Source organism: Hoeflea sp. AS60 (assembly GCF_038900115.1).
GTDB lineage: Bacteria > Pseudomonadota > Alphaproteobacteria > Rhizobiales > Rhizobiaceae > Hoeflea.
This window is the reverse complement of record NZ_JBBMQP010000002.1, coordinates 489,598-511,194: the sequence shown is the minus strand read 5'-3', so window position 1 is coordinate 511,194 and position 21,597 is coordinate 489,598. Positions and strand designations below refer to the sequence as shown.

Here is a 21,597-nt window from a genome sequence, read left to right as displayed (position 1 = left end):
TTCTAGGGAGCCGCCCTGCCCCAGTCAAGGGCGCGGAAGCGATATCCAACCACCTGTCGCCATCCACAATCCGGACGGCAGGCCGCGCGAACCCAGCCCATGCATGGAGTATCAATGCCTGAAGTCATTTTCAACGGACCTGCGGGTCGCCTCGAAGGCCGCTACCAGCCGGGCAAGGAAAAGAACGCCCCGATCGCGATCATATTGCATCCTCATCCGCAGTTTGGCGGAACCATGAACAACCAGATTGTCTATCAGTTGTTCTACATGTTCCAGCAGCGCGGGTTTACGACACTTCGCTTCAATTTCCGCTCGATCGGCCGCAGCCAGGGCGATTTCGACCACGGCGCAGGCGAACTCTCCGATGCCGCCGGTGCGCTCGACTGGGTGCAGAGCCTGCATCCGGATTCGAAAAGCTGCTGGGTCGCCGGTTACTCCTTCGGCGCCTGGATCGGCATGCAGCTGCTCATGCGCCGCCCGGAAATCGAGGGCTTCTTCTCGATTGCGCCACAGCCCAACACCTATGACTTCTCGTTCCTGGCGCCCTGCCCGTCGTCGGGGCTGATCATTCACGGCGACGCCGACAAGGTCGCGCCTGAAAAGGACGTCAACGGCCTGGTTGAAAAGCTCAAGCTGCAGAAGGGCATTCTGATCACCCAGAAGACAATGGCCGGCGCAAACCACTTCTTCACCGGCAAGGTGGATGAACTGATGGGCGAGTGCGAAGACTACCTCGACCGCCGCCTGGCCGGGGAACTGGTGCCCGAAACGGCCGCCAAGCGCCTGCGCTAGACGCATCAAACAGAGCTGATTGCAAAGGCATGGCGGGGATATCCGCCATGCCTTTTTTGTGTGTGAATTGGGTACCGGAATACGGGCTGGGTCAGGGTCTGCTGATCGGGGCGAATCGATGGGGCTGAAAGCTGAAACTGGCGGATACCGACATGCATCATTTCAAAGTGTTACAGCTCTGCAAGCAGACCGTGCCGGTCCCTTTGCATTTCGACATGCTGACAGGCTGATGCTCGGAACAAAAGCCTGTCATGGCGAGATCCAGATTTGTGACAGGACGCCCCTAGCCAGGCGCTGCACGACGCTTCTGTAGCAATTGCCTTGCAGCGACCGGTGCAACGAGCAGAAGGCCGACCACCGTTGCCACCAAATCAGGCGCAACCAGCAGGATGGCCGCCAGAACCAGCCCGATGCGTTCATACCAGCGAAGCGGCGCGAAAAGCCAATTGGACACCGCTGCAGCCAGAGCCCAGATCCCCAGCACCGTACCGCCGAAAGCGAGGAAGAATGCTGTCCAGGTAAAGTTGTCGGTGACCAGCAGCAGCGCCGGCTGGAAGGCAAACACGAAGGGCACCAGCGCCTTGCCCATGCTGAGCCTAAAGGCTGTATTGCCGGCCTTGAAGGCATTGGCATTGGCAATGCCGGCGCCGGCATAGGCAGCCATGGCAACCGGAGGCGTCACATCTGCCAGCACTCCGTAGTAGAAGACGAAGAAGTGCGCGACCAGTGGCTGGACCCCCAGAAGGCCAAGGATTGGCGCGGCAACAGCGACCATGATGATGTAGTTCGCGGTTGTCGGAATGCCGCAGCCCATCAGGATGCAGACGATCGCCGTCAGGATCAGGGTGAAGAGCAGTGTCAGCGTCGGAACGCCCATCAGCTCGAAAGGCAGGAATGACAGTAGGCTGTGAATGGAACCAGCCCAGTCCTGCGCAATGCCTGTGACCATATAGGCGATCTTGAAGCCGACGCCGGTCAGTGTCACCACTCCGATCACCACTCCCACAAGTGCTGCGGCAGCGGTCACGGAAAGCGACTGCTTGGCTCCAAGGATGAAGCCCTCTGATACGCCGTGGAATGTGCCGCGCAGGCCATCAACGATACCGCCTGCCCGAACCTGCTGGATCACAAGAACGCCGATACAGGCCGTGATCGACCAGAAGGCCGCAGAGAAAGGCGTGCGCCCGGACAACAGGATGGCGACCAGAACGAAGAGAGGAAAAACCGACAGCCAGCCTTCTTTCAGGACTTTCCAGGCATTGGGCAGTTCAGCAGCAGACAGGCCGCGGAGGCCGAGACGCCGGGCTTCCAGATGCACCTGCACCAGAACGCCGAAAAAGTGCATGAAGGCGGGAACCAGGGCAGCTGTCAGAATGGTGGTCAACGGCAGGCCGAGATATTCGATCATCAGAAAGGCGACTGCACCCATGACCGGCGGCGTGATCTGCCCCCCGGTCGAAGCCGCAGCTTCGACGGCTGCTGCAAAGTGACGGGGATAGCCGATCCGGATCATGGCGGGAATGGTCAACGCACCGGTGGTCACGGTATTGGCGATCGATGACCCCGAAATCGAACCCAGAAGCGCCGACGACAGGACGGATACCTTGGCGGGTCCGCCGGCGTAGCGACCGGCGAGCGCGGATGCCACGTCGATGAACAACTGACCAAGCCCGATTCGGGTCGCCATCACCCCGAACAGCACAAAATGAAACACGTAGGTGGCAATAACCCCGAGCGCGGTGCCGTAAATGCCCTGAGAAGTCAGATAGAGGTGATTGACGATATTCGACCAGCTCGCACCCGGGTGAACAAAAATGCCGGGCATCGACTTTCCGAAATAGGCATAGGCAATGAACAAAAGGGCAATGACCGGCAGCGGCCAGCCCATGGAGCGGCGCACCGCTTCCAGAAGCACTACGATCAGGATCGTCCCCATGACGACGTCGATGGGCAGTGGATTTCCGACACGGAAGGCTAGCTCGCTGTAGATCCAGGGCACATAGAGTGCCGCGATCAACCCTGCTATGCCGAGAACCCAGTCCACGAGCGGCAATCCGAAAGGTGTCAGCGCACCCGGCTTCATCTCTTTCTTGCCGAAAGCCGAAAAGCTCAGGAAGACAACAAGCAGCGTGACACCGAGATGGAGACCGCGATGCACGGTGGCCTGCGGGATGCCAAAACCTGCGGTATAATAGTGGTAGCACGACAGCAGGAAAAGGATTGCCGCCGTAATTATCGTCAAAGGCCAGACAAGAACGCGAAAGCGAAGCTCAGGATCGTAGGTCTCTTCGATCGCCTGCAATTCATCCGCGGTCAGTTGACGGGTGTCATCGGCTGATTCCGGCTTTTGCTTATCCACACTCATGGGCCCCACCACCTTTTGAGAGCTTTAGAAACTGAGGGCCGCGCAGTTTATGCGCGGCCCCTTGGAGATCGCTCTTGTTCAAGACGCAACCGGTCTTAGTCCTACTGCAGAAGCCCTGCTTCCTTGTAGAACTTCTCTGCACCCGGATGCAGCGGTATGCCGACGCCGTCAAGCGCGGTTTCCGCGGTGATGGCCTTGCCCTTGGCGTGGCCGGCATCAAGCTGCTTGCGGGTGTTGTCGTTCCACAGTGCCTTGGTGATGCCGTAGATCAGGTCTTCCGGCTGATCGGCGCTGGTGACCCACTGCGCACCAACTGCGAGCGTCTTCACGTCATCCGCATTGCCTTCATAGGTGCCGCCCGGAACGGTGTCGGATGCAAAGAACGTGTATTGCTCACAGATTGACGGAGCTTCGTCGCAGGTGATCGGAACCAGCTTCACGTCATGCTGGCTGGCGAGCTCGGCAATAGCGCCGGCCGGATAGCCGCCAACGAAGAAGAACGCGTCCATGGCGCCGTCACGCATCCGGTCTGCAGCCTGATCGGGCTTGAGGAATTCGGGCGTAATGTCAGCTTCCGACAGGCCGTAGCCTTCCAGAATAACGCGGGCGTCGACAAGGGTGCCGGAGCCTGGCTCGTCAAGCGAAACGCGCTTTCCCTTGAGGTCTGCAACGCTGTTTATGCCGGACCCGGCGCTTGCCACCAGGTGGATGCTCTCGGGATAGAGGTTGGCAATCGCGCGCAGTTTTTCAACAGCGGGCTTGCCATCCCAGATGCCGGTGCCGGTATAGGCCCAGGTCGCAACATCGGACTGGGCGAAGCCTGATTCCAGAGTGCCGCCGGCGATGGCGTTGATGTTGGCAACCGAGCCGTTGGCCGACAGTGCCGAAGCAACAAGACCAGGGACGCCGCATGAGCCACCTTCTTCGCACGGACGCGAACCGGGAGGGTTCGAGATCGCATTGGCCAGCAAACCACCGATTGGATAGTAGGTTCCGGCGGTGCCGCCTGTGCCGATACGGAAGAAAGACATGTCCTGCGCCACGGCGGAGGTCGCCAGGCCGAGGGCCAGCGTAGCGCCAGCGATGAATTTGAAATGTTTCATGATAACTCCCTGTTTTTCTCTTGCAGTTTCTCGGCAGCTTATTTGCGTTGCCGCACCCGTGCAAGGCACCTGTGCTTAACGGCATTGATGTGAAGATCAACTTGCAAATTTGCCACTACGTCACCTGGCAACCCAAACGGCACGGTAGAAAAGGTGCCAAAAGCGCGGATTTACGGTTGCTTGGCAAACCCAAGGCTCCTGCGTGGACGTTGTAAAAATAGGCTCTGATGCCAAATAAAAAGCGCGGCGGGGCTTTTTACCGAAGGAACAACCGAACGGCGATAATGGCGCGTCAGCAGCCGTGGGCAGGCAGCAACCTGCGCATGCGCTCAAGTGCCAGAAGATCGCAACAGACACACAGACGGCCACGCCTGAGGGAAAGCCACGCTCAATCAAGGCGCGAGTAAACCGAAACGGCAGAACTGGCAAAGAAGACAGGCTACAGCCTTCATTTTGCCCCCTTTTTCAGAGCTTGTTAAGAATTCGTTACCTTTGGAGGTCTTCATGGCGCTTGGCGCATCGCATCGCTTGCAGGACGGCGTCCTCGCCGTCGAAACCATGACGCGCTTTGCGCTTGCTGTCCTGGCTCTCGCGTCCGGCGTCTATACCTATCTAGGGGTCCGCAGTCTCCTCGACGGTTCGCCGACCTCGATCTTCTTCGCCGCCATCATCTACTCGGCGTCGGTCTCGGTGGCGATCTACGCCTTCTGGTCCTACATGGCGCGTTTCTATCCGCACGTCACGGGAGCTGCGTCCCGCGGCGCCCTGATCGGCGTGATGGCAATGGGTTGCGCCATGATCATCGCCATGTCGAGCTGGCTCAACGCGGCAGCCCTTGCCGGGTCTGCAGCGCTAGAACAGCATCTGGCCGAGACGGTGCAGGACTACACGGCCGACCTCGACCAGGCGCATCAGAACGCGCTCGCAGCCCAAAGCCTGCTGCCGGACATCCAGCGGACCTCGGAACGCTTTTCAAGGCTTGCAGACGACGAGCGCCAGAACGGCGCACTGACCGGAACAACCGGATCCGGCAGCGTCGTCCAGCTTCTGTCGCAGATGTCCTCGCAGCTCAGCGAGCTCGAGACCGGCATCATTGCCTCGCGTGAACGGGTCACGACGCTGTTTGACCAGGGGCGCAGCCATCTGACGACCATGCGCACGCTTGTGTCGGCGCCAGGGGCTGTTACGCCGCGCAGCGACGACTTCTCTGCCGAAGTCGTGGCGCTCTCAGGCGTCATAACCTCGCTGGAACAGACCTCGATTGCACCGTCGGTCAAGCGCGCAGCCGAAGACCTGTCGCTCGGCTTCATCGCGCCGGTTGCTGATGGCCAGACTGCCGGTCTTGCGAACCGCCAGGACGAGGTCATGCAGACCATCCGCGCTTCGGTATCCGCCCAGTCACTGGTGCTTTCGCAGGCGGCAGACGATATTCTGGCGCGAGAGCCGGTGGCGGAGCGCCGCTTCGTGCCGCTGTCTTCCGCAGAAGCTGTTCTGCGCTATGCGAGCGATTTCATTCCGGCCTGGGCAGGCGCAATCTCCATCGACCTGCTTCCCGCCGTTCTCGTCCTCATCCTGGCAGTCGTTCACGGCGCGATCCGGAGCCAAGAGGAGCGCCTGCCATTCGCGCAGCGGATCACCGCGGCAGAACTTCTGGAGGCGCTGGAGGTACAGCGCGCCCTTGGCCGCCACGGGATCGACGTCGAGCAGGCGTTGCAGACGGTTGAAATCGAGGACGAGCGCGGGAGGACAGACTCCAACATCACCAGCCTCGACACGTCGGTGAAGGCGCCGCGCAAGGGCCCGCCCGCGTGAAGCCCCCGTCGCTCGCCCTGCGCCTCAAGACAGCCTTTCTGCGTGCTGATGACGGCCTGCTGATGCGCGGTGCATTCTTCTCGCTTCTGGTGGCAGCGGGCGCCTTCCTTTTCCTGGACCTGCGGGAAATGAGGCAGGCAAGCGCCGCGCTTCCTGGCTATGACCCGATGACGAGGGACGCCCCTGTGCTTCCGCCGGCGCTGACGGACGGCGTTCCACAAGCGCCGCCGATCGAGCCGGAGAGTTCTCCCGAAGTCCTGCGCCAACCGATGCGCTTCGAACTCCTGCCCGGCGGCATGCTCAAGGCGGAAGGAACGATCGATCCGGGTGCAGCCGAGCGTTTCACTGAGGAAATCGCGGCGCGCGGCGAGTATGTGACGGCGGTGTCGCTGAATTCGCCGGGCGGCTCCGTCGACGATGCGCTGACGATGTCGACGCTGATCCGGGAAAAGGGTCTCAATACCAAGGTGGCGACGAAGGCGCTCTGCGCGTCCTCCTGCCCGCTGGTCTTTGCAGGCGGTGTGTCTCGCGAGGCGGAAGAGGACGCCATTCTCGGCGTCCATCAGGTCTTCAATGCCGGACAGGAAAAGCCTTCTCCCGAGCAGGCCATGTCCCGTGCCCAGAGCATGACGGCGCGCATCGCCCGGCATCTCGACGAGATGAGCATCGGCAACGGGCTCTGGATCCACGCCCTGGAAACGCCTCCGGACCGGCTTTACTACCTGACGCCTCAGGAAATGGTGGAGTTCAAGCTGACAACCGCACCGGTAGTGACGGCAAAGCAGGCGGACTAGATTTTGATGCCAGGTTCCTGATTGCACACTATTTTCCCTGGAATGGCGGGACGCACCATGGGCCGGGTTTTACACGCCAGTGCCACGATGACTGGGGCAAACAGTTCAATACCCGGCAGCCAAGCGGAGCGCCGCCGAGAGGGGAGCAATACAAAGTCGTCAAACGAGCCTGAAGGCTCTCCGGAGGCACTACGGGATCAATCGGAAGACCGTCGCCAAAATCGAAGAAGCGGACGTTGCTGCCGTTCCAAACCGGTGACTGAACGGCAGCGAACGGCATTTTGGCGTGATAAGGTGTCAGTCTTTGGGTGCTTGCAGGTTCTCCGCCGAAACAGCCTCGTAGAGACAGGCTTCAGGGCCGTTTTGTTGACAAAAAGAACAAGGCCGCCAGGCCTGCCTCGCCCAGAGCGGACAAGATCATCTGGGGCCCCGATGTACCGCTGAAGTAGCTCCAGAAACCGGTTAGCGCAGCGCCGCCGAAAGCGACCGCTGCGCCAAGGCAGATCGCATCGCGAAGGGCACTTTTTTCGGCATCGCGCGCGAGCCAGAAGATAACGGCGAGGCCCAGGAACAACACCGATGCGCGACGGCCCATGAAGGCGGCTCCTGCGTCGGCACTGGCGCCGTAAAGCATCACGAAAGTCGCAGGAACGAAGAAGCATAACAGGAATAGGCTTCCACACATTGCGGTGCCGATTGTAGCTGTCAGTTTGAACATCGATGGTTTCCTTTTGAGTGATGACTGGGCATCAGCACGCTGTTAGTAGGGCTGCATAATTGCCATGCGTTGGACGGCTTGGTCGTCATGAAATGGCAGGATGATCATCTTGTGCGCTCTACAGGATGACCTGATCCGCGCGGAGGTGTCTTTGTAGGCGATCACATCATTGGTGGCTCCATCAATACAGCCCGCATGCAGGCTGTCTTCGCTGTAGGTCGCACCGCCGGAAAGGAAATATCTGACGTCACCTGCGCGACGACAACTCAGACATGACCGGTGCAATGGCCTGGTGTCGGCACCAGCGCGATGCGCCCGCCCTGCATGATCGGAAAGGAATTGTCGAACGGCCCAAGGACCGGGCCACCCACGTATAAGGGAGCTGAGATCCCGGGATGCGTCTCGCTTCGGCATAACTTCTCCGGTCGCGCGCACGCCTTTTCCAAGGTCGTTCGGCAATCAAATTAAAAAGAATATCCGTTCTTTTTGTAGCCGTACAGCAAATGTTGTCAAGCACCTGGTCAGACTATAAAGGTTGCCGATGCCACGTATTTCCGAGCAAAGAAGACAACAGCAAAAGGACCGTATCCTCACGGCAGCGCGCCTTTGTTTTCAGACCAATGGCATTCGAAACACCTCTATGACCGACATAATCCAGAAATCCGGGATGTCGGCGGGAGCGGTTTACACATATTTCGACAGCAAGGAGCAGTTGGTGCGTCAGAGCATCCAGCAGTCCCAGGACCTGCTGTCGATGGTTGCGGCATCAGCCTCGAAGGCAAGCGACGAAACATCTATCGCTGATGTGATCGTGTCCTTGTGGGCGGCGCTCTCCGCACTCGAAAGCGAGGACGGAGTAGATTTCAAAAGCCTGGCGACCGTTGGGATGGAACAAGCGCGTCATGACCCCGTCACACATGAGATGTTGCGCAAACGATACGCAGATTTGATTGCGCAGCTCGGGGCATCCGTGTCGTGGGAATCCAATGGTATAACCAAGGATCAGGCGGCCAGTTTCATCTTTGTTTTTCTGTGGGGGTTAAACGTCACAGAAGGTCTTTTTGGAGCCGAGACAAAGGTGACGATGGACGCGCTGGAGGGCCTGATGGCGCTAGCCAAGAAACACAATACCTGACTCATCACGCGCGGTCCCAAGGCGCCATAATTTTTTTGCGCTCATCATAAGCGCTTGATCTCAGGTTTTGATGGCGCAATTCTCCCCGATGGATAAACGCACTATGCGCCAGGCTTTCCCCGTCAGCGCCACGACCACCGAGGCAGTCCGTTCATTGCCGGGTAGGCAACCGAGGCGCCGCCGAACAGGGAGCAAAACAAACAGTCAAGCGAGCCTGAGGGCTCTGTCGAGGTCCCAGGCGATAAATCAGAACACGTTTGCATCGTGGAGGGAGCGGGCATCGTCGGCTGATCGGCCTATTGGGCCGGAAGATCTTCGTTCGACAGCCAGTTTTTCCTGCAGGCCTTCTCGCGCCTTGGCAGCCTGCCACAGAGCACCAGCATCCAAGGCCTCGACAGGTCAAGCGGCGAGCCGCTCTGACCCCATTAAAGCTCGACCACCTTGCCGTCCTGAAGTGTCACCCTGCGGTTCATCAGGCTCGCCAGATCGTGATTGTGCGTAGCAATCACCGCTGAAAGGCCCGATTGCCGCACCAGCGCATCAAGCGCTTCAAACACATAGCCGGCTGTTTCCGGGTCGAGATTGCCGGTGGGCTCATCAGCCAGCAGCACCAGCGGCGCATTGGCGACAGCACGGGCGATTGCCACGCGTTGCTGCTCGCCGCCTGAAAGCTCGGCCGGCCGGTGATGGCCGCGATGTCCGATCCGCATGTAATCCAGCAACTGCTCTGCTCGCTCGCTGGCGTCGGCCTTCGACAATCCCGAAATCAGCTGCGGCATCATGATGTTTTCAAGTGCCGTAAATTCGGGCAGCAGATGGTGAAACTGGTAGACGAACCCGATCTCGGAGCGACGGATTGCCGTGCGCCGATCATCGGACAGGTCTCCGCAGGCTTCGCCATCGATAAACACATCGCCTTCATCGGGATGCTCGAGCAGACCAGCCAGATGCAGAAGCGTGGATTTTCCAGTCCCAGACGGCGCAACAAGCGCAACCGTCTCCCCCGCCTTCAGCGCGAAATTTGCATTGTCCAGAATGGAAATCTGGTTTTCGCCCTGCACGAAATAGCGGCTCACGCCAGTCATCTGCAGAACGGGATGTGCACCTTTGGCCATGCGATCACTCATAACGTAGCGCCTGAACCGGATCGAGCTTGGAAGCTCGCCAGGACGGGATCAGGGTTGCGATAAAGGAGAGCGCCAGCGCCACGACGAGGACGACAATGGTTTCGCCTGAATCCATGTCGGCCGGCAATTGGCTGAGGAAATAGAGTTCCGGATTGAACAGGGTCGTGCCCGACAGCCAGGAGAAGAACTGCCTGATGCTCTCGACATTGAGGCAGACCACCACACCCAGCAGAAAGCCTGCAATGGTCCCGGTGACGCCGATCGCGGCACCGGTCATGAAGAAGATCCGCATGATCGATCCGGAGGTCGCGCCCATCGTGCGCAGGATGGCGATATCGCGCCCCTTGTCCTTGACCAGCATGATCAGACCCGAAACGATGTTGAGTGCTGCCACAAGGATGATCAGCGTCAGGATCATGAACATGACGTTGCGCTCGACCTGCAGGGCCGAGAAAAACGTCTGGTTGCGCTGCCGCCAGTCGGTGATGAAGACCTGCCGCTCTGCCGCAGCTTCGATCAGCGGGCGCATCGTGTCGATGTCATCGGGCTTGTCGACATAGATCTCGATCGACTGAACCAGGCCTTCGGCGTTGAAATAGAGCTGCGCTTCCTGAAGCGGCATGTAGATGATCGACGAATCATATTCCGACATACCGACTTCAAAGATGGCCGACACCGGATAGGCCTTGACCCGCGGGGTCATGCCGAATGGCGTCACATCGCCCTCCGGCGCCACCAGCGTGATCATGTCACCGGCAACGAGTCCCAGCGACTGGGCCATGCGCGAGCCGATCGCCACGCCCTCGCCTGCCACGAAGCCGACCATGTCGCCAGACCGGATGTTTTCCGAAATGATCTTCATCGACTGAAAGTCTTCGGCCCGGATGCCGCGCACCAGAGCGCCGGTTCCGGCCCCACCAGCGCCTGAAGCAAGCGTCTGGCCCTCGACCAGCGGGATCGCATTGGCAACCCCCTCAACGGCCTTGAATCGGGTCGCCAAGGCCGCATAGTCATCGAGCGGACGATCGATCGGCTGAACGATCATGTGGCCATTGATGCCCAGGATCCGCGTGATCAACTCGCCCCGAAAACCGTTCATCACCGACATCACGATGATCAGCGTGGCAACGCCGAGCATGATGCCGACAAACGAGAACCCGGCGATCACCGAAATGAACGCTTCTTTCCGCCGCGAACGAAGGTAGCGCCACGCCACCATCCGTTCAAACGCCGAAAACGGTTTGGCTGAGGCAGCAGCAGAGATCGAGGCGACGTCCGGATCGGTCATAGGCATATCCTTTGGACCATGCTTGGCCTAACGGGCTTGTGCGAGGCGGTTGATGGCGTCGTCGATGGACAGCGTTTCGCGCTCGCCCGTCGCCCGCACCTTGATTTCCACATTGCCTTCAGCCACGGACCGCGGACCGGCAATCACCTGGATAGGCAGACCGATCAGATCAGCCGTGGCAAATTTGCCGCCGGCACGCTCGTCGGTGTCGTCGTAAAGCACCTCAAGCCCGGCATTTTCAAGCGCAGTCTCGATCTTCTCGCTGGCCGCATCGCAGCCGGCATCGCCTGGTTTCATGTTGATCAGACCGACATCGAATGGCGCAACGCCCTTGGGCCAGATGATGCCGTTCTCGTCATGCGAGGCTTCGATGATGGCGCCGAGCAGCCGCGACGGGCCAATGCCGTAAGAGCCCATCGAAACGAAATGCTGCTTGCCGTCGGGCCCCTGAACGAAAGCGTTCATCGGCTCGGAATACTTGGTGCCGAAATGGAAGATGTGGCCAACTTCAATGCCGCGGGCGGAGACGCGGACGTCCTCGCCAAGCCCGTCCCAAGCCTCGCGTGCCCACTCTTCCTTCTCCATGATCTCGTCAGTGGCCGCAAACGGCGTCGTCCACTTCTCGACAATGGACGCGACAACGGCGGCATCGTCGTAATTCATGTCTGAAGGCGGTACCGCAAAATTCTCGAAATCGCGATGGCAGAATACCTGGGATTCACCGGTTTCAGCCAGCACGATGAATTCATGGCTCAGACTGCCGCCAATCGGCCCGGTATCCGCACGCATGGGAATTGATTTCAGACCGCAGCGCTCAAAGGTGCGCAGGTAGGACACGAACATCCGGTTATAGGCAGCCTTTGAGGCCTCGTAGTCGAGATCGAAGGAATAGGCATCCTTCATCAGGAATTCGCGGCCGCGCATGACGCCAAAACGGGGCCGGCGTTCATCACGGAATTTCCACTGGATATGATAGAGATTAAGCGGCAGGTTCTTGTAGGACTTGACGTAGGAGCGGAAGATATCGGTGACCATCTCCTCGTTGGTCGGCCCGTAGAGCATTTCACGATCATTGCGATCATTGATGCGCAGCATTTCCTGACCGTAATCATCGTAGCGACCGCTTTCCTTCCACAGGTCTGCAGGCTGCACGGTGGGCATCAGGATTTCGATTGCCCCTGCCCGGTTCTGCTCCTCCCGGACGATATTGCAAACCTTGTCGAGAACCCGCTTGCCAAGCGGCAGCCAGGAATAAACGCCCGCGGACTGCTGCTTGATCATGCCTGCACGCGCCATAAGGCGGTGGGAGACGATTTCCGCGTCCTTGGGGTTTTCCTTGAGAATGGGCAGAAAGTATTTTGACAGACGCATGGGATGATCCGGTTTGGCTTCAAGCCTTGAAGGCTGAATCGGGCAAAATGAGGGTTGGCGTGACGTGGGTCAGGATTCATGCGTTCATAACCGCTTCGTCAGGCAAAGAAAACCCGTTCAGGAGCCGCTTGAAGGCCTCTTCCGCTACATCCATGTCTTATATTGTAAAACCCGCCACATAGCTGTCATAAAACGCGTGACAAGCTGTCTCTCTTGGGCTAAATAAAGCTCACTAAAGAGGCAAAACCCACTGGGTGCTGCCCAATTCGCGGTCAAAGTCTTGGGAGGATAGGATCTCAGGCGCGCTTTGTTCGCAGCCCCCGGGCAACCGGGAAACAGATCACGCGACACCTGCACAACAAGGCTTCATGCCTTGTTTTTTTTTGCTTTGATTTCTGTCGTTTACTGTAGTCGCCAGTATCAGGACGAGCGGCTCCGGCCATCTTTTCAAATGACAGGAGCCAAGAGCGCCGATGATAGCTGCTCAGTCTTGCTTGCGAGCGCCCTTGCCAAGTTCTTTTTCAGCGCGAACGTCCTTGTCCATTTTCTCAAGACTATCAACCACGCCGTCATCGGGCTTCTGCTTGACGTCGGGCACAGCCTGGCGCTGATTGCGGACATTCGCCTGGTCATTGCCCTGCAGGGAGTTGTCACCCATCTTGTCCTGCGCGAGATCAGCCTCTGTCAGGCGGGACGTCTTGTTCTGGTTCTGGGACATTATGGAACTCCATGGATTGATTGCTGGTCTCAGCACAACGCCAAGAAAGCAACAACGTTCCATGGATAACTTGATAATCGCACTCCGGAAATTCTGGAGCACGCACGTAAGCGGCAGCTAACGGTATCGACTCAGTTGCCGACAGGCTTGAAGTCCGGCGACATCGCGATCAGGTCATCGAGCGAATAGCCACCGACTACGGTCACGAGGAAATAGGTCGCAAAGACCGCACCCGAAATCAGCGTTGTCCGCCAGAAGATCGGCCAGAAATGGAAATCTGCCGGCGCGCTGTGAGTCGTCCCCAGCGTCACCTCGCCCTCGTCGGCCTGGCTGCGGGCCGAAAACGGCAGCACGGTAAACAGAACCACCCACCATATGATGAAGTAAATCGCAAAACCTGTTCCAAAACCCATTGTCGTGCTCCTCAAACCTGCTCGAGTTCGATCAGGGTACCGTTGAAGTCCTTGGGATGCAGGAACAGCACCGGCTTGTTATGCGCACCGATCTTGGGCTCTCCATCGCCGAGCACCCGCGCGCCTTCCTTGCGGAGATGGTCACGGGCGGCCAGAATGTCCTCCACCTCGTAGCAGACATGATGCATGCCGCCAGACGGATTTTTTTCCAGGAAGGCCGCAATCGGCGATCCTTCACCAAGTGGCTCCAAAAGCTCGATCTTGGTGTTCGGCAAGTGGATGAACACCACGGTCACGCCGTGCTCGGGCAGAGCCTGCGGATCGGTCACCTCGGCACCCAGCATGGTGCGGTACTGGGCGCTCGCGGCGGCCAGATCAGGCACCGCGATTGCCACATGGTTCAGGCGTCCAAGCATGATCGTCCTCTCACACCTTGGTGACGAAGACCGTCACCACAGGCTTCTTGCCCCATACCTCGTTTGCGGCGGCGCGAACAGAGCGGCGAATTGCCTCGCGTACCCCGTCGAGGTCCTTACGGCGTCCGCGCGGAATGCTCTCGACGGCGCCAAGCACGGAATCATAGAGGATGTCCTCCATTTCATCGCCTTCGGCATCGAACTCCGGCAGACCCATTGCCGAAACCACCGGATCACGCTGAAACTCCAACTTATGGTCAAGCACCACATTAACAGCCACATGGCCGGCAAAAGACAGCTTGCGACGATCCGATATGCCCATCTCGTCAAAGTCGCCGATCAGCTGGCCATCCTTGTAGATGCGTCCATGATGGGCTTCGCCGATCACTTCAGGCTCTCCGGGCGCCAGCCGCAGAATAGAGCCGTTGCGAACCCGCGGCGTGATCGCGATGCCAGATGCCTGAGCCAGTTCGGCCTGGGCAGTCAGATGCGCTGCCTCGCCATGCACCGGCACAAGGATCTTCGGCTTGACCCATTCGTACATCTGCACAAGTTCACTGCGACGCGGATGGCCCGACACATGAACCAGGGCATCTGCGTCGGTGATGATCTTGACGCCCTGCTCGATCAGGCCGTTCTTGATATCGATGATGCCCTTTTCATTGCCCGGAATCGAGCGCGAGGAGAACACCACAGTGTCGCCCGACGAGAGCGCGACATTGCGCATTTCATCGCGTGACAGCTTGGCGAGCGCTGCGCGCGGTTCGCCCTGGCTGCCGGTCAGTATGACAACCACCTTGTCGCGCGGAATATAGCCATATTCGTCTTCGGCCAGAAACTCGGGGATACCGTCCATCATGCCAAGTTCGGTGGCGACATTGACCACCCGCTTGATCGAGCTTCCAAGCAGAAGAACCTCGCGACCTGCGTCGCGCGCTGCTTCCGCGATGGAGCGGATACGACCGACGTTCGACGAGAACGTGGTGATCGCCACCCGGCCCTCGGCCTTTTCAATGACTTCGCGCAAGCCTGCGCTGACTTCCTTCTCGGATGGCGAAATCCCCTCACGCATGGCGTTGGTGGAATCGCACATCATGGCCAGGATGCCTTCCTCGCCCAGCTGCCGGAAACGATTCTCGTCCGTCAGCGGTCCGAGCGAAGGCGTGATGTCGATCTTCCAGTCTCCGGTGTGAATGAGGTTGCCGAGCGGCGTACGGATCGCCAGCGAAAACGGCTCCGGAATCGAATGGTTGACGGCAACCGGCTCGATCTCGAACGGCCCCACGGTAAAGCGGTCACCGGCCTTGAACACATTGATCGGCACTTCCGACCGCGTCCGCTCATAGGCGCGCTTGGCTTCCAGCATTCCGGCTGTGAAGGCGGATGCGTAGACCGGCACATTGTCGAGCCGCGGCCAAAGCTGCGCGAGCGCGCCGTAATGGTCCTCATGGGCGTGGGTGATGATGATCGCCTTGAGCTGCTTGCCCAGGCTTTTGACGAATTTGATGTCCGGCAGGACCAGATCAACACCGGGAAGCTCAGGCCCGGGAAATGTCACGCCGCAATCGACCATGATCCATTCGCGTAGCTTGGGTGAACCGTAACCGTAGAGTGCCAGGTTCATGCCGATTTCGCCCACGCCGCCAAGCGGTACGAACACGAGATCATTGTCTTTTGTCATCAACTATCCTGTCTGATCATTTCACTGCTGCGCCATGCGTCAGGTTTGACGCGGAGCGGTCGCCGCAGGACTAAAAAGGTTGTGCATGGTTTTCATCTGGAGCCAAAGCCGGATCAAGGTGAAACTCATGCGGTCTCAGGAAAAGAAAACGTCGCCTGAAGCAATCATCTGTCTATTCCCGTCCGGCATTGCAAGCAACAGCCTGCCTTCATCATCAATTCCGTCAAACAGACCACGGATTTGGCGGTCTGGCAAATTCACCGTCACCGGCTGTCCGATCCCTTGCGCTCGCTCGATCCAGGCGTCGCGTATCCCGGTCAGGCCTCGCCCCTGATCCCAATCGTTCAATGTTTGATCCATGCAAACCACCAGCCGCGCGAACAACTCCTGCGGCGTGGCGGCACTTCCCTGGTCCATGAGGCAGGTGGCAGGATACAGACTGGAGTCGGGGAAATGGGCGATGTTGACACCGCAGCCGATCACAACCGCCCTGCGGCCATCGGGTAGCTGTTCTGCTTCGATGAGAATACCGGAGGTTTTGTGCCCGTCGATCAGCATATCGTTCGGCCACTTGATGCGCAGCGTTTCAGCAGTCTCGCCCGGAAGAACCGAAGCAATTGCCCCGTGCACTGCAAGCGTCACCGCCAAAGGCAGCGAGGCCATGGCCTCCCACGGACACGGATCAATCAGCAACAGTGAAGAGTATAGGTTCCCGGGCTCGGAAACCCAGGCCCTGCCCCGGCGTGCCCTGCCGCCGGTCTGGCGCACAGCCGTGATCCACAAACGGCCGGCATCGCCTGCCCGCGCCCTTTCGATGCACTCCAGATTGGTGGATGAAACATCCCCCAATTCGATGTGCCGGAAATCCGGCCCCTTCATGCAGCCCGCCGAGGCATTCTAGAAGAATGTCTTCGCGGCGACGTCGGCAGCAAGGCCCAGAGGATTGGACACGACCACATAAAACAGCACGAACAGACCGGAAATGCCAAACACCAGCTTGAGTTCGCCTGCAACAGGCACAAACGAACCGTTGGGCTGATCAAACCACATGATCTTGATGATCCGGAGGTAGTAATAGGCGCCAACGACTGAAGCCAGAACACCGATAATGGCGAGACCATAAAGCTTGGCCTCGATCGCCGCGACAAAGACGAAGTATTTGCCGAAGAAGCCTGCCAGAGGCGGAATGCCCGCGAGCGAGAACATCAGGATGGTCAGCATCAGCGCCATGAACGGATTGGTTGACGACAGGCCTGCGAGATCGTCGATCTGCTCGACATTGCCATCTTCCTTGCGCCGCATCGCCAGAATGCAGGCAAAGGTGCCGAGCGTCATGACCATGTAGATCAGCATATAGAGGATGACGCCACGAACACCGGCCTGGCTGCCCGCAGCAAGTCCGACGAGCGCAAAACCCATATGCGCTATGGAGGAATAGGCCATCAGCCGCTTGATGTTCTTCTGGCCGATGGCCGCAAACGCGCCCAGCACCATCGATGCGATGGCGAGGAACACGACGATCTGCTGCCAGTCGAGCGTCACCGGCTCGAATGCCACGATGACGATGCGGACAAACAGCGCCATGGCCGCAACCTTGGGAGCTGCGGAGAAGAACGCTGTAACAGGTGTCGGAGCGCCTTCATAAACGTCCGGCGTCCACATGTGGAACGGCACGGCCGAGATCTTGAAGGCAACGCCTGCAAGCAGGAAAACCAATCCGAAGATCAGGCCGAGTGACCGTTCGCCGCCGGAAATCGCGGCTGCGATCTCGTCAAAGCCCGTGTAGCCGGTGTAACCGTAAACCAGCGACGCACCGTAAAGCAGCATGCCCGACGACAGGGCGCCCAGCACGAAATACTTCAGGCCCGCTTCTGTGGAGCGCTGGCTGTCCCGATTGATTGCCGCCACCACGTAGAGCGCGAGCGACTGAAGCTCGAGACCCATATAGAGCGCAATCATGTCGTTGGCCGAGATCATCAGCATCATGCCGAGCGTCGCCAGGACGAACAGCACCGGAAGCTCGAACTTGTCGATCCGCTCGGCCTTCGCGTGACCAACGGTCATAACCATGGCGGTGATCGAGCCGATCAGCGCAAGCACCTTCATGAACCGGGCGAACGGATCGGACAGGAACGCGCCGTTGAAGGCTTCACCGTTGCCGGTCACCAGCACCAGCACCAGCCCCGCCATGATCAGGAGCGCTACCGCCAACCCGTTGACCAGCGTCACCGACTTCTCGCCGGAGAACACGCCGATCACCAGGAGCACCATGGCGCCGACGGCCAGCATGAGCTCGGGCACGGAAAGCTGTAGGCTGGATGAGAGAATTTCTGGCGTCATGGTCCCGCAGTCTCCGTAGCTCAGTTAACCGACAGCGCGAGATCGCGCGCTGCCTGCAGCGAAGCCGTGTAATTGTTGATAAGTGCGTCAACCGAGGCTGCCGTCACATCAAAGATCGGTGCCGGATAGACACCAAAGAAGATTGTCAGCACGATCAGCGGATAAAGGATCAGCTTCTCGCGGCTCGACAGGTCGAGCATGGCCTTCAGGCTTTCCTTCTCCAGCGCACCGAAGATAACCCGCCGGTAGAGCCACAGAGCATAACATGCCGACAGGATAACGCCGGTTGTGGCAAACAGCGCCACCCAGGTGTTGACCTGAAACACGCCCATCAGGGTCAGGAACTCACCGACAAAGCCCGAAGTGCCGGGCAAGCCGACATTCGCCATGGTGAAGATCATGAACACGACCGCATATTTCGGCATGTTGTTGACCAGTCCGCCATAGGCGGAAATCTCTCTTGTGTGCAACCGGTCGTAGACAACACCGACGCAGAGGAACAAGGCACCTGAGACCAGGCCATGGCTCAGCATCTGGAAGATCGCACCCTGAACGCCCTGCTGGTTGGCCGCAAAGATGCCCATGGTCACAAAGCCCATATGCGCGACCGAAGAGTACGCAATCAGCTTCTTGATATCTTCCTGCATCAGCGCCACCAGCGAGGTGTAGACAATGGCAACAACCGACAGCGTGAAGATGAACGGTGCAAAATCAGCAGACGCCAGCGGGAACATAGGCAGCGAGAACCGAAGGAAACCGTAGCCACCAAGCTTGAGCAGAACACCGGCCAGGATCACGGACCCTGCCGTGGGCGCCTCGACGTGCGCATCCGGCAACCAGGTATGGACCGGCCACATCGGCATCTTCACTGCAAACGACGCAAAGAACGCCAGCCATAGCCAGGTTTGCATCTCCGCCGGGAAATTATGTGCGAGCAGCATACGTATGTCGGTCGTGCCTGCATCCCAGTACATCGCCATGATCGCGAGCAGCATCAGGACAGAGCCCGCAAGCGTGTAGAGGAAGAACTTGAAGCTGGCGTAGACGCGGCGCTTGCCACCCCACACACCGATGATGATGAACATCGGAATGAGACCAGCCTCGAAGAACACGTAGAACAGCACGATGTCGAGCGCGCAGAACACGCCGATCATCATGGTCTCAAGCACCAGAAACGCGATCATGTATTCCCGCACGCGGGTTTCGATCGAATTCCAGCTTGCCAGAATGCACAGCGGCATCAGGAAGGTGGTCAGGATGACAAACAGCATCGAGATGCCGTCTACGCCCATCGCATAGGAGAACATCGAACCCGGAAGATCGATACTCTCCACCATCTGGAAACCGGGATCGCTGAGATCAAAGCTCGCCCAGATCAGAAGCGACATCACGAAGGTCGCGGTCGTCCCGAGCAGGGCTACCTGACGAATGTTGCGACGCCCGATCTCGGTGTCATCCTTGATCGGCAGAAGAAACAGAACGCAAATAAGCGGTATGAAGGTGACAACTGACAGAAGTGGCCAATCGGTCATCAGAATGCACTCCCGAGCATCATCCATGTGACAAGCGCTGCAATTCCGATCAGCATCACGAAGGCGTAGTGGTAAAGATATCCGGTCTGCAGCCGGACAACCCAGCCGGTGAGGTCCTGCACCCGTGCGACAATGCCGTTCGGGCCGTAACCGTCAATGACGCGAACATCGCCCTGTTTCCACAGGAAGCTGCCGAGCCATTTTGCAGGGCGGACAAAGATGAAATCGTACAGCTCGTCAAAATACCATTTGTTGAGTAGGAACCGGTAGAGCATCTGGTGATCCTCTGCCAAGCGCTTGGGTGTTTCAGGCGAGCGGATGTAGAAGAACCAAGCAGTCACCAGACCAAGCAGCATGGCGACAAACGGGCTGAGTTTGACCCAAAGCGGCACGTGATGGAATTCCTCGAGGATCTCGTTTTCCGGACCGGTGAACAATGCCCCCTTCCAGAATTCGGCATAGTGATGGCCGAAGAAATAGCCCTCGAACAGCACACCTGCAAACAGTGCACCGGCAGCCAGGATGAACAGCGGAACCAGCATCACCAATGGAGATTCATGCACGTGGTGCATCACATCAGCCGAAGCGCGAGGCTTGCCGTGGAAGGTCATGAAGATCAGACGCCAGGAATAGAAGCTCGTGAACAGCGCGGCAATCACCAGAAGGCCGAAGGCGACACCGGCAGCTGGATTGTGCGCCACGTAAGCCGACTCGATGATGATGTCCTTGGAGAAGAAACCGGCGGTGCCGATCATGGTGCCCGGAATGCCGACGCCGGTCAGCGCAATCGTGCCGACAATCATCATCCAGTAGGTCATCGGGATCTTCTTGCGAAGGCCACCCATGCGCCGCATGTCCTGCTCGTCGGAAACCGCATGGATCACCGAACCGGCGCCAAGGAACAGGAGAGCCTTGAAGAAGGCGTGCGTGAAAAGGTGGAAGACTGCACCGCCATAGGCGCCTATCCCCAGTGCCACGAACATGTAGCCCAGCTGCGAACAGGTCGAATAGGCAATAACGCGCTTGATGTCGTTCTGAACCAGACCGACGGTCGCCGCGAAGAATGCGGTGATGGCGCCGACCCAGGTCACGACGGTCAACGCATCGGGAGCGTGTTCAAACACCGGCGACATGCGCGCGACCAGGAACACACCGGCCGTCACCATGGTGGCGGCATGGATCAGCGCAGAAACAGGGGTCGGGCCTTCCATCGCATCAGGCAACCAGGTGTGGAGCAGGAACTGCGCCGACTTGCCCATCGCGCCCATGAACAGGAGCAGGCAAACGCCGGTCAGTGCATGAGCCTTGTCGAGATGCATGCCGAACAGCGTCAGTACGGTTTCGCCGCCCTCTGCGCCTTCGGCTGGCAGGAAGTCAGCGGCACCAGCGAAGATCGCGTCAAACGAGGCCGAGCCGAACAGAACGAAGAGCCCGAAGATCCCAAGCAGAAAGCCGAAGTCGCCGACGCGGTTGACGATGAACGCTTTCATCGCAGCAGCATTGGCCGAGGGCTTCTTGTACCAGAAGCCGATCAGAAGGTACGAGGCAACGCCCACGCCTTCCCAGCCAAAGAACATCTGCAACAGATTGTCCGACGTCACCAGCATCAGCATGGCGAAGGTGAAGAACGACAGGTAGGCAAAGAACCGCGGCCGATGCGGATCGTGATGCATGTAGCCGATCGAATAGACATGGACCAGGCAGGAGACGGTGTTGACCACCACCAGCATCACTGCGGTCAGCGTGTCGATGCGCAGCGCCCATTCAACATTGAGCGAACCCGAATCCATCCAGCGCATGATCGGAATGCGAACCATCTCGCCATGGCCCATGGCAATCGAGAAGAACGCCACCCACGAGAGCAGCGCCGCCACAATCAGGAACAGCGTTGTCACGTATTCCGACGCCTTGGCGCCGATGGCGCGGCCACCAAAGCCGGCAATCAGAGCGCCGATGAGAGGAAGAAAGACGATAGCTTGGTACATGGCTCTC

The 21,597-nt window shown here is 58.9% G+C and carries 18 protein-coding genes; 4 read left to right on the top strand and 14 right to left on the bottom strand.

Translation table 11 applies throughout. The annotated features are described in order from the left end of the window. Positions 1-114: 114 nt before the first annotated feature. Complete coding sequence (locus WNZ14_RS12745) at positions 115-792, top strand: alpha/beta hydrolase (protein WP_342869026.1); 678 nt, start codon at positions 115-117, stop codon at positions 790-792. Between the two features lie 283 nt (positions 793-1,075). On the opposite strand, the gene WNZ14_RS12740 is transcribed toward WNZ14_RS12745, so the two are convergent. Beyond that, complete coding sequence (locus tag WNZ14_RS12740; protein WP_342869025.1) at positions 1,076-3,157, bottom strand: TRAP transporter permease; 2,082 nt, start codon at positions 3,155-3,157, stop codon at positions 1,076-1,078. A gap of 101 nt (positions 3,158-3,258) precedes the next feature. After that, a complete protein-coding gene (locus tag WNZ14_RS12735) occupies positions 3,259-4,260 on the bottom strand; it encodes a TAXI family TRAP transporter solute-binding subunit (protein WP_342869024.1) in 1,002 nt (333 codons plus the stop codon). Positions 4,261-4,764: 504 nt separating this feature from the next. Between WNZ14_RS12735 and WNZ14_RS12730 the strand changes: the two genes are divergently transcribed. Beyond that, the gene (locus WNZ14_RS12730) at positions 4,765-6,072 is read left to right on the top strand and encodes a hypothetical protein (RefSeq protein WP_342869023.1); all 1,308 of its coding nucleotides are present in this window, start codon (positions 4,765-4,767) and stop codon (positions 6,070-6,072) included. A gap of 17 nt (positions 6,073-6,089) precedes the next feature. Continuing rightward, positions 6,090-6,866: a hypothetical protein gene (locus WNZ14_RS12725; RefSeq protein ID WP_342870226.1), complete on the top strand. Its 777-nt coding sequence runs from the start codon at positions 6,090-6,092 to the stop codon at positions 6,864-6,866. A 352-nt stretch (positions 6,867-7,218) separates the two neighbouring features. Here the strand turns inward: WNZ14_RS12725 and WNZ14_RS12720 are convergent, their stop codons facing one another. Beyond that, positions 7,219-7,584, bottom strand: a complete 366-nt coding sequence (locus tag WNZ14_RS12720) for a hypothetical protein (RefSeq protein ID WP_342869022.1) — start codon at positions 7,582-7,584, stop codon at positions 7,219-7,221. A gap of 541 nt (positions 7,585-8,125) precedes the next feature. On the opposite strand from WNZ14_RS12720, the gene WNZ14_RS12715 reads away from it, so the two are divergent. Further along, positions 8,126-8,719 (top strand): TetR/AcrR family transcriptional regulator, encoded by a 594-nt coding sequence (locus WNZ14_RS12715; protein ID WP_342869021.1) that lies wholly within the window; start codon positions 8,126-8,128, stop codon positions 8,717-8,719. Positions 8,720-9,144: 425 nt separating this feature from the next. On the opposite strand, the gene WNZ14_RS12710 is transcribed toward WNZ14_RS12715, so the two are convergent. The 11 genes from WNZ14_RS12710 to nuoL form a co-directional block, all read right to left on the bottom strand. Next, positions 9,145-9,834: an ABC transporter ATP-binding protein gene (locus WNZ14_RS12710; protein WP_342869020.1), complete on the bottom strand. Its 690-nt coding sequence runs from the start codon at positions 9,832-9,834 to the stop codon at positions 9,145-9,147. A gap of 4 nt (positions 9,835-9,838) precedes the next feature. After that, entirely contained in the window at positions 9,839-11,134 is a 1,296-nt protein-coding gene (locus WNZ14_RS12705; protein WP_342869019.1) for a lipoprotein-releasing ABC transporter permease subunit, read from the bottom strand. Between the two features lie 27 nt (positions 11,135-11,161). Next, positions 11,162-12,505: a proline--tRNA ligase gene (gene proS / locus WNZ14_RS12700; RefSeq protein WP_342869018.1), complete on the bottom strand. Its 1,344-nt coding sequence runs from the start codon at positions 12,503-12,505 to the stop codon at positions 11,162-11,164. Positions 12,506-12,989: 484 nt separating this feature from the next. Continuing rightward, positions 12,990-13,223 carry a hypothetical protein gene (locus tag WNZ14_RS12695; protein WP_342869017.1) on the bottom strand — a complete coding sequence of 78 codons (234 nt, stop codon included), beginning with the start codon at positions 13,221-13,223 and terminating at the stop codon, positions 12,990-12,992. A gap of 131 nt (positions 13,224-13,354) precedes the next feature. After that, positions 13,355-13,636: a DUF1467 family protein gene (locus tag WNZ14_RS12690; protein ID WP_342869016.1), complete on the bottom strand. Its 282-nt coding sequence runs from the start codon at positions 13,634-13,636 to the stop codon at positions 13,355-13,357. 11 nt (positions 13,637-13,647) lie between these two features. Then, positions 13,648-14,052 (bottom strand): methylmalonyl-CoA epimerase, encoded by a 405-nt coding sequence (mce, locus tag WNZ14_RS12685; RefSeq protein ID WP_342869015.1) that lies wholly within the window; start codon positions 14,050-14,052, stop codon positions 13,648-13,650. A 10-nt stretch (positions 14,053-14,062) separates the two neighbouring features. Next, positions 14,063-15,733 (bottom strand): ribonuclease J, encoded by a 1,671-nt coding sequence (locus WNZ14_RS12680; protein ID WP_342869014.1) that lies wholly within the window; start codon positions 15,731-15,733, stop codon positions 14,063-14,065. 135 nt (positions 15,734-15,868) lie between these two features. Further along, positions 15,869-16,612 carry a biotin--[acetyl-CoA-carboxylase] ligase gene (locus tag WNZ14_RS12675; RefSeq protein ID WP_342869013.1) on the bottom strand — a complete coding sequence of 248 codons (744 nt, stop codon included), beginning with the start codon at positions 16,610-16,612 and terminating at the stop codon, positions 15,869-15,871. An 18-nt stretch (positions 16,613-16,630) separates the two neighbouring features. After that, positions 16,631-18,073: an NADH-quinone oxidoreductase subunit NuoN gene (gene nuoN / locus WNZ14_RS12670; RefSeq protein ID WP_342869012.1), complete on the bottom strand. Its 1,443-nt coding sequence runs from the start codon at positions 18,071-18,073 to the stop codon at positions 16,631-16,633. 20 nt (positions 18,074-18,093) lie between these two features. After that, complete coding sequence (locus tag WNZ14_RS12665) at positions 18,094-19,605, bottom strand: NADH-quinone oxidoreductase subunit M (RefSeq protein WP_342869011.1); 1,512 nt, start codon at positions 19,603-19,605, stop codon at positions 18,094-18,096. Then, entirely contained in the window at positions 19,605-21,590 is a 1,986-nt protein-coding gene (nuoL, locus tag WNZ14_RS12660; RefSeq protein WP_342869010.1) for an NADH-quinone oxidoreductase subunit L, read from the bottom strand. The genes WNZ14_RS12665 and nuoL overlap by 1 nt, the downstream gene beginning before the upstream one ends. Between the last annotated feature and the right edge of the window lie 7 nt (positions 21,591-21,597).

Bases quoted from the DNA above. Each gene is read 5' to 3' on its own strand.
- WNZ14_RS12745 (WP_342869026.1), top strand. From the start codon at position 115: ATGCCTGAAGTCATTTTCAACGGACCTGCGGGTCGCCTCGAAGGCCGC.
- WNZ14_RS12740 (WP_342869025.1), bottom strand. From the start codon at position 3,157: ATGAGTGTGGATAAGCAAAAGCCGGAATCAGCCGATGACACCCGTCAA.
- WNZ14_RS12735 (WP_342869024.1), bottom strand. From the start codon at position 4,260: ATGAAACATTTCAAATTCATCGCTGGCGCTACGCTGGCCCTCGGCCTG.
- WNZ14_RS12730 (WP_342869023.1), top strand. From the start codon at position 4,765: ATGGCGCTTGGCGCATCGCATCGCTTGCAGGACGGCGTCCTCGCCGTC.
- WNZ14_RS12720 (WP_342869022.1), bottom strand. From the start codon at position 7,584: ATGTTCAAACTGACAGCTACAATCGGCACCGCAATGTGTGGAAGCCTA.
- WNZ14_RS12715 (WP_342869021.1), top strand. From the start codon at position 8,126: ATGCCACGTATTTCCGAGCAAAGAAGACAACAGCAAAAGGACCGTATC.
- WNZ14_RS12710 (WP_342869020.1), bottom strand. From the start codon at position 9,834: ATGGCCAAAGGTGCACATCCCGTTCTGCAGATGACTGGCGTGAGCCGC.
- WNZ14_RS12705 (WP_342869019.1), bottom strand. From the start codon at position 11,134: ATGACCGATCCGGACGTCGCCTCGATCTCTGCTGCTGCCTCAGCCAAA.
- proS (WP_342869018.1), bottom strand. From the start codon at position 12,505: ATGCGTCTGTCAAAATACTTTCTGCCCATTCTCAAGGAAAACCCCAAG.
- WNZ14_RS12695 (WP_342869017.1), bottom strand. From the start codon at position 13,223: ATGTCCCAGAACCAGAACAAGACGTCCCGCCTGACAGAGGCTGATCTC.
- WNZ14_RS12690 (WP_342869016.1), bottom strand. From the start codon at position 13,636: ATGGGTTTTGGAACAGGTTTTGCGATTTACTTCATCATATGGTGGGTG.
- mce (WP_342869015.1), bottom strand. From the start codon at position 14,052: ATGCTTGGACGCCTGAACCATGTGGCAATCGCGGTGCCTGATCTGGCC.
- WNZ14_RS12680 (WP_342869014.1), bottom strand. From the start codon at position 15,733: ATGACAAAAGACAATGATCTCGTGTTCGTACCGCTTGGCGGCGTGGGC.
- WNZ14_RS12675 (WP_342869013.1), bottom strand. From the start codon at position 16,612: ATGAAGGGGCCGGATTTCCGGCACATCGAATTGGGGGATGTTTCATCC.
- nuoN (WP_342869012.1), bottom strand. From the start codon at position 18,073: ATGACGCCAGAAATTCTCTCATCCAGCCTACAGCTTTCCGTGCCCGAG.
- WNZ14_RS12665 (WP_342869011.1), bottom strand. From the start codon at position 19,605: ATGACCGATTGGCCACTTCTGTCAGTTGTCACCTTCATACCGCTTATT.
- nuoL (WP_342869010.1), bottom strand. From the start codon at position 21,590: ATGTACCAAGCTATCGTCTTTCTTCCTCTCATCGGCGCTCTGATTGCC.